Genomic DNA, 12,659 nt, shown 5'->3' on the forward strand with positions numbered 1-12,659 from the left:
CCCGGCAACCCCACAACCCCAGAACCCCACAACCCGACGCCATGGTGACCCCGCGCCGCGACCGGGCGCGGGCGAGCCGTTCATGTTCCAGCGCGCTGCTCCCTGACGCAGAACCGCCCCAAGACCCCGTGCGCCCAACCCGGGCTCAGGGCACGGGAGTTCCGCGTTGCCAGGAGTCGATGACGATCAACGTCTTCGTCTGCAGCACCCCCACGCCCTTACGGCGCAGACGATTGACCACTTTCTGCAGGTCGTCGACGTTGTCGACATGCAAGCGGACGAGTGCGTCCACATCGCCGGTGAGCGTCAACACCTCGTCGACCTCCGGCAGGGTCGACGCGAACTCCAGGATGTCGTGGATATCCGTGTCGCCCGTGAAGCGCAACTCCGTGACCGCCTGCAGGCCCTGACCGAGCTTGGCCTGATCCGTCGTGATCGTGTAGCCGGTGATGACTCCCGACTCCTCGAGACGAGCGATGCGCCGACGGACCGGCGCCGGCGAGAGCTTCACCTGGCGTGCGATGTCACGAACGGTGCGCCGCCCGTCGGCTCGCAGCAACTCCAGGATCTGCAGATCGACCGAGTCGAGATGTACGGATGCTGGCATGCCGAAAGTGTAAGCGAGACTTCCCTCAACACTCACTCCTGGCCGGGTGGACTGCTCAAAAGGAGCTGCTTCGCATCGCTGTGCGCACCTTTGTTGTGCATGGCCCGGACCCTTGGAACCGTGTCCGTCATGTCAACCGCGATACAACCAGCAACACACGCTGCCCCCTCCGAAGCGGTGAAGCCAGGCACACACCAGGGTGGTTCCGTGCTGCGACTCGATGTCGTCGCCATGCCCCTGGCCCTCGCCCGCGTCGCAACGATCTTGGCGCATCGCCGTTTCGAGGTGCTCACCATGGACGTCGCCGCGCCCGTCGACGGGCTGCGGAGGATCACCCTCGAGGTGGACACGGCGGACGAGATCAGGTTGGAGCAGCTCGTCAAGTTCCTGAACCGGTCACCCGACGTCGTCAAGGTCGTCCACCTCTCCGACGACAGGTCGCACAACCGGCGCGGGGCGTTCGTGACGGTCACCTTCCCCGAAGGCCGACTCCCCGAAGCCGTCGCCATCGCTCGGGCGTTCTCCGCCGAGGTCGTGGAAGCCGACCGGACGCGCTGCACGCTCTTCGCCGCGGCGGAGCCCGCCCGTCTCGACGCCCTCGTCAAAGCGCTCTCCGGCTTCACCATCCGGGAACTCGTGATGGCGGCGCCGCTGCGGATATCGCGCCCACACCGGAAGGGTTACGGCGCCGTGGACCACGCGCAGCCCTGGGGGCAGCAATGAGCGCGAACGCGACGGGGACATCCGCGGCGCCACGCGCCGACGACGTCCTGCAGCTGGTCGATCCTGCCGGGACGCTGAACGAACAGGCGGCCGCGGGCATGCTCGACGTGACCGACGAACTGGTACGGGGGTTGTACCGCGACATGGTGCTCGGGCGCCGCTTCGACCAGGAGGCGTACTCCCTGCAACGCCAGGGTGAGCTCGGGCTCTGGCTGATGTCCCTCGGGCAGGAAGCGGCACAAGCCGGCTCGATCCGCGCTCTTCGAGCGGACGACCGGGTCTTCCCGTCCTACCGCGAGCACGTGGCGGCCCTGTGCCGTGGTGTCCCACCGACAGAACTGCTGTCGCAGTGGCGTGGTGCGAGCCATGGCTCGTGGGACCCCGAGCGGTATCACTTCCACATCTACAGTCTTGTGCTGGCGACGCAGACACTGCACGCGGTCGGCTATGCGATGGGCGTTCGGTACGACGCCGCCGACAGCGTCGTACTCACCTATTTCGGTGACGGTGCGTCCAGCCAGGGGGACGCCAGCGAGGCACTCAACTGGGCGGCGGTGACGTCGGCACCCATCGTGTTCTTCTGCCAGAACAACGGATGGGCGATCTCGACACCCGCGAGCAAGCAGTACGCCCGCCCGCTGAGTGAACGTGCCAGGGGCTTCGGACTCGACGCGGTGGCCGTGGACGGCAACGACGTACTGGCTGTCCACGCCGCCACACAGCGCATGGTCGAGCGAGTCCGGGCCGGTGGAGCACCTGGGCTCATCGAGGCGCACACCTATCGCATGTCCGGACACAGCACGTCGGACGATCCCAAGCGCTATCGCGACCAGGCCGAGCTCGCCCGGTGGGAGGCCCACGACCCCGTGGAACGCGTGCGCCTTCTGCTCACGGCGCGCGGCTGGGCCGACGAGGACTACTTCACCGCGGTCGCGTCCGACGCCGAGGAGCTCGCGGCGCGGACGCGCCGGGAGTGCCGTGCCCTGCCGGAGCCGTCCCTGAGCGACACCTTCCGCACCACCTTGTGCGAGGAGACCGAGGCCCTGCGGCGCGAACGCGAAAGCTTCGAGACGTTCAAGGAGTCCTTCCTGTGACCATCAGCGCTGCGGCCGCCCCGGCCAGGAAAGACGCCCAGGACAAGACCGCCACGACCACGCTCGGACGCGCACTCAACGAGGGCCTGCGGCAGGCGATGCGCGAGGACGAACGGGTGGTTCTGCTCGGCGAGGACATCGCTTCCCTGGGCGGGGTGTTCCGGGTGACCGACGGCTTGGCCGCCGAGTTCGGCGACCGCGTCGTGGACACCCCGCTGGCCGAGTCGGGGATCGTCGGGACGGCGATCGGTCTGGCCCTGCGGGGGTACCGGCCGGTTTGCGAGATCCAGTTCGACGGTTTCGTCTACCCCGCCTTCGATCAGATCGTCAGCCAACTGGCGAAGATGCGGGCACGGTCCCGCGGGCTGCTGCGGCTTCCCGTCACCATCCGGATCCCGGTGGGGGGCGGGATCGGCGCGGTCGAGCACCACAGCGAGTCGAACGAGGCGTACTTCTGCCACACGGCCGGGCTGCGCGTCGTGGCATGCGGCCATCCCCAGGACGCGTACGACATGCTCCGCGCCGCGATCGCCTGCGACGACCCCGTGATCTTCTACGAGCCGAAGCGCCGGTACTGGGACCGGGCCGAGGTCGACCTCGGCCGCCCTGTGAACGGTGACACGCTGGGGCGCGCCCGGGTCCTGCGCGAGGGCGCCGACGTCACCGTGGTCGCGTACGGGCCCACGGTCGCGGTCGCGCTCAACGCGGCCGAGGTCGCCGCCGCCGAAGGCCGTTCTCTGGAGGTCCTGGACCTCCGCTCGCTGTCGCCGCTCGACACCACGGAACTGTGCCGCTCGGCGTCGAAGACGGGACGCGTCGTGGTCGTGCACGAGGCGCCCGTCAACGTCGGTCTGGGCGCCGAAATCGCCGCGACGGTCATGAAGCACTGCTTCTACGACCTCGAAGCCCCCGTGGAACGGGTCGGTGGCTACAACATCCCCTATCCGCCGGCGCGTGCGGAGGACGACTACCTGCCCGATCTCGATCGGGTTCTCGACGCCGTCGACCGGGTGTGCGCCCCCGAAGCACCCTGATTCCGTCCGGTGAACCTCTCCTGGAGAACACGTTGCTCGTAACCAAGCACTTCCATCTCCCCGATGTCGGCGAGGGCCTCACCGAGGCCGAGATCGTCGAGTGGCACGTGGGACCCGGCCACGCGGTCGGCGTCAACGACATCATCGTGGAGATCGAGACGGCGAAGGCAGTGGTGGAACTGCCCAGTCCGTACGCCGGGACCGTGGCCGAAGTCCTCTGTGCCGCCGGCGAGGCGGTGGCCGTCGGAGCACCGATCATCACGTTCGAGGTCGAGGTCGAGGACGACAGCGCCGGCGTCGAGGACGACAGCGCCGGCCCGGAGGCGGGGCCCGAACCCGACGCCACACTCCGGGAGCACGCCGATCCGCCTGCCCAGGACGACCAGCCGTCCGACCAGGACGAGCAGCCGCCCGCTCCCGTCCGCGAGCCCGTCCTGGTCGGTTACGGGCCGGCGCACGCGCAGAAAACCCGACGCCCGCGAAAGAGGAAGCCCGAGCCGCCGACCGTCATACCAGCCACCCGTTCCACCAGGAATTCCCTCGCCACCCCGCCGATGCGCAAGCTCGCCCGCGACCTCGGAGTCGACCTGCGCCTCGTGACTGCCACAGGCCCGTCGGGACGCATCACGCGCGAGGATGTCCACCGCCTCGCCGAGCAGCAGGCAACCGCGCCGAACGCCCCGGTCCCCACCCGTGACGACGTGGTGCGCACGCCGATTCGCGGAGTGCGCAAACACACCGCGGAGGCCATGGTCAAGAGCGCCTTCACCGCTCCGCACGTCACGGAATGGGTCACCGTCGACGTGACGCGGTCCCTCAAGCTGCTGAAGAGGGCACGCGCCGACAAGGCGTTCGAGGGGGTACGCCTGACACCGCTGTGCCTCGTCATCAAGGCAGTGTTGACCGCCGTCGCGCGGCATCCCGAGATCAATGCGAAGTGGGACGCCGCGGCCGGGGAGATCGTCCAGCACTCCGACGTCAATCTCGGCATCGCCGCGGCGACACCGAGAGGGCTCATCGTTCCCCACATCGCCGCGGCCCAGCGACTCTCCCTGCGCGAGATCACCTCGGCGCTCACCGACCTCATCGATCAGGCCCGCGCCGGAAGGACGCCACCCGAGCGGATGAGAAACGGGACGTTCACGATCACCAACATCGGTGTGTTCGGCATCGACGGCGGAACACCGATCCTCAACCCGGGCGAGGCAGCGATCCTCTGCTTCGGCCAGGTGCGGCGAACACCGTGGGAACACAAGGGACGCGTCCGGCTGCGCGACACCGCGACCCTCGCCCTGTCGTTCGACCACCGTCTCGTCGACGGCGAACTCGGTTCGCTCGTCCTGCGCGACATCGCCCGTTTCGTCGAACGGCCGGACCTGATGGCCCTTCACCACTGACTCCTGGACGGGGCTGACTGCGGGCCTGGAAGCCCCGGCACGAGGTGATTCTGAGTTCTGGCAACACCCGAGGTCTTGCGGTGGGAGCCTGAGGGCGCCCTGCGGGATGAGGGGGGGCCATGGCGCCACCGAAGTCCAAGGTCGATCTGTATGCGGCGAGCAGAAACCTTCCAGACAGGAGCCCATTCGATGCCCCGAGAAATCATCTCCACCCCCGAGGCGCCGGAGTACCCGAGCTACAGCCAGGCGGTCAAGGTCGGCAACACGGTCTACGTCGCTGGAACAGTCGGAGTCGACGTGGCGACCGGTGAGCTCGCAGGACCCACGATCCAGGAGCAGACCCGCCGGTCGTTGCTCAACTGCCAGGCGATCCTGCGCGCCGGTGGCGCCGAACTGAGCGACGCCGTCATGGTCCACACCTTGCTCATGCGCCCCGAAGAGGCCGACGGCATCATCGAGGTCTTCGACGAGTTCTTCCCCGACGTGCGACCACCGCGCTGCGTGAGCAAACTGGGTGTGGACCGGCCAGGGATCTTGGTGTCCATTGCCATGGTGGCCGTCACAGACTGAACCATTCCGCACTGGATGCCACTCCGAACACGGAACTGAAGCCTGACGAGTCAGCGGCGCCATTGCCCAGCGTCGTTCCCGCAGACACCGCCATGCCGGTTATCGGCTCACGTTTTCGTGGAGCGCCGGGCGCGTTCATCAGCAGGAAGCCGACCACCGCGTCGCCCACGCCGAACCCCTTGACACCGTCGCCGAGCCCGGCGACCTTTCCGGCCACGTCGATCCCCGGCACGTGGGGAAGCTCCAGCGGGAAGACGCCTCGCCGACGCCGGCAAACCACTGACCATGACCGATCTCGCGGACGGCGTCGTCTACAGCCGCTCCGGGCTCACCCACCAGGCCGGACTCCTGGAGAAAGCCGGCCTGATCACCCGCAGCCCCTCCCCCAGGACCAGCGCGCCACGATGGTCACCCTCACCGAGGAGTGCCTCGCCCGGGTCCGCCGTGTCCTGCCCGGCCACATCGACGTCACCCGGAGCCTGCTCTTCGCCTCACTCACCGACGTCGACGCGCTCGGCGGCATCATGATCCGTGTCCGCGACCACATGCGGCAACAACCGGACAGCACCGCCCGCGGCCGACGCGCCGCTCCGAAACACTCCCGGGGCGCGGTCCCGTCCGAGTAGACCGCCCGCGCGCCCGGCACGGTTCCGCCGGCTTCACCGGCGGCACCTGCCACAGGTCCAGCTCACCGGACTTCACCCCGTGAATGTCCCGCGTCCGCTCCAACGCGGCCTTCTGCCCCCGCCCCGACACGATCCCGCGGGCCTCGCGCCACCCCTCCGGCACGGAGACCGTGTGGCCCCCTCGTCGGTTCGTCAGAGGTCTGGGGCGGCGAGGTCGGGCTGGCAGGCACCGTCGAGGGCGTCCTCGGGGTGCCGGTGAACGTTCCTCGGCGCCAGCCATCCTTTGCCGACAGGTGGCCCGCAGCGTGGACCGGCCAGCAGCCGTACCTCTGCCCGCATGCCGCGCCATCGCGGACGGCGATCCGGATGCGGCTGGCCCCGCGTGGTGCGGGGCCGGCCGTGTGCCGTGGGTCAGGAGAGGGGGTGCAGCCAGTGGGCCTCCAGTTCCCCCTCGACCAGGCCCGCGATGGCGGCGAAGTACGTCTGCATGAACGGCTGCGAAACGTGCGCCAGCAGGTGGGCGCCGGAGGACCAGCGCTCGTAGAAGGCGAAGGCGCCCGGCTGGTCCGGTGTGGTGTGCACCACGTACTGCTCGCATCCGTCCTCCCTGCGGGTGAGGCCGATGATCGCCTGGATCTCGCCCAGCATCCGGCCCTCCCCGCCCGCCTTGGCCCGGGCGTATCCATATACCGCGACTGGCGTGTCCGAGGCGAGGATGGCGGCGGGGATGAGGCCGTCGGGTGTCGTGTCGTCAGTGCTCATGAGGTCCTACTCCGTCATGGTCGGTTCCGCCGGTGCTGATGGCCGGCTGCCGGAGTGTAAAAGTTGACGTTAACGTCAAAGGCAAGTCGGGTGACGAACCCCGGGACGGCCCGACAGCAACCGGGACCCAGCGGCATGCGGAGCAGAAGGAGCGACGGGATGCGAATCGGCGAGGTGGCATCGGCCGCGGGAGTGAGCACGCGGGCGCTGCGCTACTACGAGCAGCAGCAGCTCATCGCGTCGAGCCGCAGTACAGGCGGGCAGCGCCTCTACACCCCGGACACGGTCGAGCGAGTGCGGTGGATCCAGCTCCTCTACGCTGCCGGGCTGAGCAGCCGGACGATCGTGGAGTTCCTGCCGTGCGTGCACACCGGTATCGCCGGCCCGGAGATGATCGCCCGGCTTCGCGCGGAGCGGGACCGCCTCGACGATCACATGCGGGACCTTGCCGCCACGCGAGCCCGACTGGACTCTGTCCTCGCCGCCGCCGAGTTCCGGAGTTGAGTAGCAGTGGTACAGCGATTAACGCTAAGCAGTTGATCTTGGCTGAGGCTGGAGCGGTTCTTCTATCTCGACGACGAGGACCGGAAGCTGATCGCGAAGCGGCGCGGGGACCACAACCCGCTCGGGTTCGCGCTGCAGATGTGCACGGTGCGCTACATCGGCCGCTTCCTGCCGGACGATCCGCTCGATGTGCCGTGGGTGGTGATCGTGCACATCGCCGAGCAGCTCGGCATTGAGGACGTCTCGGCGGTCAAGCGGTACACCGAGCGGCAGCCGACTGCGTACGAGCACTCGTGGGAGATCCGGGACGCCTACGAGTACCACGAGTATGAGGATCCGGAGTGGTCGCGGCGCTTCCGTACCTTCCTGCACGGCCGTGCGTGGACGGCGCACGCGGAGGGCCCGAAGGCGTTGTTCGACCATGCGGTGGGCTGGTTGCGCAAGAACCGGGTCCTGCTGCCCGGGGTGTCGGTGCTCGCGCGGCAGGTGTCGGAGGTTCGTGAGATCGCGGACACGCGGCTGCACGCGACGGTCGCCAAGGCGACGTTCCGGGCGGACAGGTCGCTTCCCGCGGATCTCACAGGGCTGCTGGTGGTCCCGGAGGGAAGGCGGTTCTCCTACCTGGAGGAACTGCGGCGGCCGCCGACGAAGACGACCGGGACGGCGATGAAACGGGCGCTGCAGCGGGTGGACGAGATCGCGGTCTACCGGCTGAGCCGCCTCAAGCTGGACAAGCTGCCGCCCAACCGGCTCGCGGCGCTGGCCCGTTACGGCCTGGGGTCGAAGGCTCAGACGCTGGAGCGGGCGAGCGATCCCAAGCGCACGGCGATGCTCACCGCGGTGATGCGCCACCTAAAGGCGAAGGCCATCGATGAGGCATTGGACCTGTTCACCGTGCTGATGGCCACCCGGTTGATCAGCACCGCGAAGCGCCGCACCGACAAGGAAACGCCTTTCCACACTGCCGCAGCTGGAGAGGCGTCGCGCACCCTGGCGCTCGCTGCGAAGGTCCCCATCGAGGAGCTGGAGCTGGTCGAGGAGACCGGCGCCGACGTCGATGTGGCGGGCGGTGGAGGAAGTCGCGCCGCGCGCCCAGATATCAAGTGCGGTCTCACTGGTGGCGAGCCTGGTCCCGGAGGGCGCTAACCGACGGGGACAGACATTACGGGAAGCGAAAGGTGTATCCGCAGGTCGCCGCGACCTGGCACTCAGAGAAAGAACGGAAACCTGACACCTCAGACGGCGACGCCGAAGATGACGGTGGACACGTGGGGGCGGTGTGCGGCCGGACACGACGTCAAGGAAGCCGACGCCCCATCTTCGCCGACCGCCGATTGTGTTCCTTCGTGTCCCACCACTCCTCCAGCAGGGCGCGCACCAGGTGCACGAGCTGGCGAAGCCGTTCCGGATCGGGAGCTTGCGAGGTGAACACATCCGTGAAGGACTTGTCGTCCCACAGCAGTGTGAACATCCAGCGCTCGGCCTCGTGACCTTGACGCTCCGCGGTGAGCAAGTACGTCAAGGTCACGCTGCAGTCCGGGTGATGAGCGACGGACAGATCAGTGATGCTGAACGCGATCTGCCCGTCGCCCGTCCTGTACGAACGCCCCAGGGCACGCTCAGCCGGTGTAGGTGTCGAAGTTGGCATGCGGCGGGGCATGGGGCCCTTTCCCTTCGGCTCCCGTCAACACCGGGCGGCGGCGCGGGTGGTGACGTTGTATGCGGTGAGGAGATCGTTGCGCCCGGCAGGAGTGCCGATGATGGTGCGGAACTTCTCGACACTCGGGCACTGAGCGGTGTAGGCGGAGAAGCCGCCCCGACCATTGGGGGAACCGGACCAGATGGCGGCGTTGATCTTCCTGTCCATCGTAGCGTTCCAGCCGTGCCTCGCCTTGATGTGCTTCCAGCCCCACGTGCTGGTGCCGCATCGCAGCGTGTACACGGCGGGCCCCCAGTAATATTTCTTCAGGACGTAGGTGCGGCTGTGGCTCCGGCACCTCGCGTCGAAGCTATCGGCAGCTTCGGCCGTCGTATCGCGCGCCTGGGTCGGCGTAGTCGCGGCGGTCGCGGAACCGGCCGTCGGGATGAGCAGAGCTGTTATGACGACGGTGCTGGTCAGCGCAGCCTTGGCGGCGCTGGACGAGTGGAGGCAAGACTTCCCCCTTGTGATGTTGTGATGAAGTCCCCCGACTGGTCGTTTCGGGGGCCCGGCATGTCACCGCCCTCCCTTTTCGGTGACCATGACACGCACCGCATCACACAGACCGGCGGGCGATCAATGGAGTTGAGCCCGACTCTTGTTGTAGCTCACAGTGAGTTCGAATTGATCCTGGCAATGGACAGTGGGGATGCGTAGGTGCTCACGTTGCACGTCGTACTCCCGGTATGACTCGCATTCGTCGTTGCTGGTGGGGCGCCAAGGTTCAAAATGGCCTCTGTGCCGGGCACGGTTCACTTGGCGCCAGCGATGTCACGGTCTGGCGGTCGCGTCCACCCGCACGACCGTTCGTCAGCAGCCCTGCTGCACGTATGGAGGGCGGGCAGCACCCCACGCGCCCCCGTTCTCACAAATGATCCAGATGCGAGAGTTCTGCGAGACCCCCTCCGGCGATCACGTTTGCGCAGGTCGCCATTCGCGAAACCCCTGTCAAAACCAAGGTGTTCTGCGAACCAGTTCTGACACACTGATCGCGTGGATCTGACACCGATCAAGCAGCAAACGCGGTAGAACGACATCACTGCCCCAAGTGCGAGGTTCCCGCCGGGAGTCCGTGCCGCACCCGCGGTGGCAAGACGGCGACGAAGTACCACACGCCGCGGTTCACCCTGGTGCCCGCGCTCCGCGAGGAACTCGACGCCCTCGTCCCCGAGGACCGGGGCCCCGGCCGGCCGCGGAAGGCGGGCCCGCCGATCGAGCAGACCCCGGCCGCGCCGGCCGCCGCACCCATCCGCATCGGCTACGCCCGATGCTCGACCGCCACCCAGGAACTGCAGTCCCAGCTCGACGCGCTCGAACCCCTCTGCAAGCGGATCTTCTCCGAGAAGATCAGCACCCGGGTCAAGACCCGGCCGGAGCTGGAGAAAGCACTGAAGCTGGCATACGACATCAAGGAAGCCGCCCCCGACCAGGAAGTCGTGCTCACCGTCCATGAGCTCAAGCGCCTCGCGAGGAACGCGGCCGAGCTCATGACCTTGTCCGGCAAGCTCCAGGACGCCGGGGTCCAGCTCGAACTCCTCACCGGCCCGCTCACCGGGATCTACGACCCGCAGGGCATGGGCGCCATGTTCTTCGCCGTCCTCGCAGCCGCCGCCCAGTCGATCTTCGGGAGCATCTTCTCGACCCGCCGCCGCAGCCAGGCCAGGGACTTCGGTTCGCCGAGGGCGCCGAACTTGTCGACGTTCAGCTTCGCCCGCCCGTTGTCCTGCACCTCGATGGTGACCTTCGCGGCCGGTCCGGCCTCTTCGAGGCGTGCGAGGAGCTGCTTCCATCCAGCGTCCAGGCCACGCATCAGCTCCGCCGGGTGTTCCCCGACGGGCATGTCCAGACTCAGGGCCGCCAGGACGTCCTCGCACACGGTGTCCCACTCGGGGCCCTCCAGCAGGCGGGCCCGCGGGTTGGACCAGCGGTGCGACGGGGCGGCGAACACGTCACGGTTGTTCAGGGCCCGGTGCAGCTGCTCCAGCACGCACACCACGTACGCGTCCCGGTCGACCGCGCCCTGCGGCAGGTCCGGGTTGGCGTAGACCGCCGTGCGCCACGCAGGCGGCACGAGCTTGTCGTCCACCTTGCACGGCAGCAGCGGCTTGACGCCCACCTTCCGCCGCGCCAGCGCTGGCCGGCCGCGGACCCCGGCCAGGACCCGCTTGCCGGCGCTCGCCGCGTCCAGCGCCTTCGACTCGCCCAGCAGTGACAGGAACGGGCGTACCGGGTCGCGAGCGCGGCCCGCATCGCGACCTCGGCCGAGCCCTCGTCCTCGGGCACCAGCGAGACCACCGTGGCCGCCGCGGTCACCACGGCGGCGCGCGGGGCGACTTCCTCCAGCACCGCCCACAGCGCGGCCCCGTCCATGTCGGTGCCGTGTTCCTCGACTGCCTCCAGGTCCAGGGCCTCATCGATCGCCTTCGCCTCCAGGTGCCGCATCACCGCGGTGAGCATCGCCGTGCGCTTCGGCTCCGACGCCCGCTCCAGCAACGCCGCCTTCGACCCCAGCGCGTACCGGGCGAGCGCCGCCATCCGGTTCGGCGGGATCTGCGACAGCTTCAGCCGACCGAGCTGGAACGCGCTGATCTCGTCCACCCGCTCCAGCGCGCGGGCAGACGCCGTCCCGGTCGTCCGCATCGGCGGCCGGCGCAGCCGCTCCAGCTCCGAGAACCGCGAGCCCTCCGGCGTCTTCAGCGTCGCCACCAGGTCACCGGGCAGCGCCGCATCCGCGCGGCGTGCGGCTCCCGCGACGGTGGCATGCAGCCGCCTGTCCACGACCTTCCGCACCTCCGACACCTGCCGGGCCAGCACGCTCACCCCCGGCAGCAGCACCCGGTTGCGGCGCAGCCACCCCACCGCGTGGTCGAACAGCACCTTCGGCCCCTCGGCATGCGTCCACGCACGCCCGTGCAGGAACGTACGGAACCGCCGCGACCACTCCGCATCCTCGTACTCGCGGTACTCGTAGGCGTCCCTGATCTCCCACGCGTGCTCTTACGCCGTCTTCGGCCGCTCGGTGTACCACTCCACCACCGACGGGTCCTCGATGCCGAGCTGCGCGGCCAGGTGCTCGATCACCGGCCACGGGGCGTCGAGCGGGCCGTCCGGGAGGAACTGGCCGATGTAGCGCACCGCGCACATCTGGAGCGCGAAGCCCAGTTGGTGATGCGTGGAGCGCCACCGCGCGATCAGATCGCGGTCGACGTCGTCCAGGAAGAAGAACCGCTCCAGCTCGGGGCGGGTCGGCTCCTCGGCGAACGTCCCGTACGCCTCAGCCTGCTCATCAGTCAGAAACTCCACCGGCACGACCGGACCGCAGCCAGCACTGGCACCGGCCTGGCGATCTTTCCGCGAACCCCGGCGGAGCCTCCAGCCGATGTGCTGGCCGACCATGACCGTTCTCAGCGCCAACGGCTGTACCGATGTTCCTACCGACGCTAATTGCATTGGATGCGAATGCGCGACACTCGTCCTGGAAGTCGGCTCCGAACACCGAATGAGCTTCCCTAGCAGGAGTGGTGGCCTCGATGTCGAGTGGGACCAAGGTATCGGCCGACGAGGGTTCGCTGTCGGTACTTCACTCCATCGAGCTACTGAGCTGCAAAGACGTCTCCTCGTCGCATCTGATGCGAAATTCTCG

Annotated in this window: 12 protein-coding genes and 4 pseudogenes; 10 read left to right on the forward strand and 6 right to left on the reverse strand. The window is 68.4% G+C overall.

All coding sequences use genetic code 11. The annotated features are described in order from the left end of the window. Nucleotides 1-145 precede the first annotated feature (145 nt). Nucleotides 146-607 (reverse strand): Lrp/AsnC family transcriptional regulator, encoded by a 462-nt coding sequence (locus AB0D14_RS33455; RefSeq protein ID WP_362786612.1) that lies wholly within the window; start codon nucleotides 605-607, stop codon nucleotides 146-148. A 207-nt stretch (nucleotides 608-814) separates the two neighbouring features. Between AB0D14_RS33455 and ilvN the strand changes: the two genes are divergently transcribed. The 5 genes from ilvN (at nucleotide 815) to AB0D14_RS33480 (ending at nucleotide 5,425) form a co-directional block, all read left to right on the forward strand. Next, on the forward strand, nucleotides 815-1,330 hold the full coding sequence (gene ilvN, locus AB0D14_RS33460) for an acetolactate synthase small subunit (RefSeq protein WP_362786614.1): 516 nt from the start codon (nucleotides 815-817) through the stop codon (nucleotides 1,328-1,330). Next, on the forward strand, nucleotides 1,327-2,424 hold the full coding sequence (locus AB0D14_RS33465; protein WP_362786616.1) for a thiamine pyrophosphate-dependent enzyme: 1,098 nt from the start codon (nucleotides 1,327-1,329) through the stop codon (nucleotides 2,422-2,424). The genes ilvN and AB0D14_RS33465 overlap by 4 nt, the downstream gene beginning before the upstream one ends. A 2-nt stretch (nucleotides 2,425-2,426) precedes the next feature. Then, nucleotides 2,427-3,458, forward strand: a complete 1,032-nt coding sequence (locus AB0D14_RS33470; RefSeq protein ID WP_362786703.1) for an alpha-ketoacid dehydrogenase subunit beta — start codon at nucleotides 2,427-2,429, stop codon at nucleotides 3,456-3,458. Nucleotides 3,459-3,490: 32 nt separating this feature from the next. Then, entirely contained in the window at nucleotides 3,491-4,855 is a 1,365-nt protein-coding gene (locus AB0D14_RS33475) for a dihydrolipoamide acetyltransferase family protein (protein WP_362786618.1), read from the forward strand. Nucleotides 4,856-5,044: 189 nt separating this feature from the next. Beyond that, on the forward strand, nucleotides 5,045-5,425 hold the full coding sequence (locus tag AB0D14_RS33480) for a RidA family protein (protein WP_362786620.1): 381 nt from the start codon (nucleotides 5,045-5,047) through the stop codon (nucleotides 5,423-5,425). Here AB0D14_RS33480 and AB0D14_RS33485 read toward each other — a convergent pair. After that, nucleotides 5,415-5,657 (reverse strand): hypothetical protein, encoded by a 243-nt coding sequence (locus AB0D14_RS33485; RefSeq protein WP_362786622.1) that lies wholly within the window; start codon nucleotides 5,655-5,657, stop codon nucleotides 5,415-5,417. The genes AB0D14_RS33480 and AB0D14_RS33485 overlap by 11 nt on opposite strands. Before the next feature lie 53 nt (nucleotides 5,658-5,710). Here AB0D14_RS33485 and AB0D14_RS33490 point away from each other — a divergent pair. Further along, a pseudogene (locus AB0D14_RS33490) lies at nucleotides 5,711-5,755 on the forward strand (hypothetical protein); the annotation flags it as partial. Nucleotides 5,756-5,829: 74 nt separating this feature from the next. Further along, on the forward strand, nucleotides 5,830-6,051 hold the full coding sequence (locus AB0D14_RS33495; RefSeq protein WP_362786707.1) for a hypothetical protein: 222 nt from the start codon (nucleotides 5,830-5,832) through the stop codon (nucleotides 6,049-6,051). Between the two features lie 411 nt (nucleotides 6,052-6,462). Here AB0D14_RS33495 and AB0D14_RS33500 read toward each other — a convergent pair whose 3' ends face one another. Further along, nucleotides 6,463-6,813 (reverse strand): putative quinol monooxygenase, encoded by a 351-nt coding sequence (locus tag AB0D14_RS33500; protein ID WP_362786624.1) that lies wholly within the window; start codon nucleotides 6,811-6,813, stop codon nucleotides 6,463-6,465. Nucleotides 6,814-6,972: 159 nt separating this feature from the next. On the opposite strand from AB0D14_RS33500, the gene AB0D14_RS33505 reads away from it, so the two are divergent. Further along, a complete protein-coding gene (locus tag AB0D14_RS33505; protein ID WP_362786625.1) occupies nucleotides 6,973-7,317 on the forward strand; it encodes a MerR family transcriptional regulator in 345 nt (114 codons plus the stop codon). 48 nt (nucleotides 7,318-7,365) lie between these two features. Continuing rightward, nucleotides 7,366-8,455, forward strand: a pseudogene (locus AB0D14_RS33510) (DUF4158 domain-containing protein); the annotation flags it as partial. A 159-nt stretch (nucleotides 8,456-8,614) separates the two neighbouring features. Here AB0D14_RS33510 and AB0D14_RS33515 read toward each other — a convergent pair. Then, nucleotides 8,615-8,845: a hypothetical protein gene (locus tag AB0D14_RS33515; RefSeq protein WP_362786627.1), complete on the reverse strand. Its 231-nt coding sequence runs from the start codon at nucleotides 8,843-8,845 to the stop codon at nucleotides 8,615-8,617. Nucleotides 8,846-9,001: 156 nt separating this feature from the next. Beyond that, the gene (locus tag AB0D14_RS33520; RefSeq protein ID WP_362786629.1) at nucleotides 9,002-9,184 is read right to left on the reverse strand and encodes a hypothetical protein; all 183 of its coding nucleotides are present in this window, start codon (nucleotides 9,182-9,184) and stop codon (nucleotides 9,002-9,004) included. Nucleotides 9,185-10,146: 962 nt separating this feature from the next. On the opposite strand from AB0D14_RS33520, the pseudogene AB0D14_RS33525 reads away from it, so the two are divergent. Continuing rightward, a pseudogene (locus tag AB0D14_RS33525) lies at nucleotides 10,147-10,572 on the forward strand (recombinase family protein); the annotation flags it as partial. A 59-nt stretch (nucleotides 10,573-10,631) separates the two neighbouring features. Here AB0D14_RS33525 and AB0D14_RS33530 read toward each other — a convergent pair. After that, nucleotides 10,632-12,325, reverse strand: a pseudogene (locus tag AB0D14_RS33530) (DUF4158 domain-containing protein); the annotation flags it as partial. Between the last annotated feature and the right edge of the window lie 334 nt (nucleotides 12,326-12,659).

The sequence above is a fragment of the Streptomyces sp. NPDC048484 genome, from assembly GCF_040651415.1.
Taxonomy (GTDB): Bacteria; Actinomycetota; Actinomycetes; order Streptomycetales; family Streptomycetaceae; genus Streptomyces.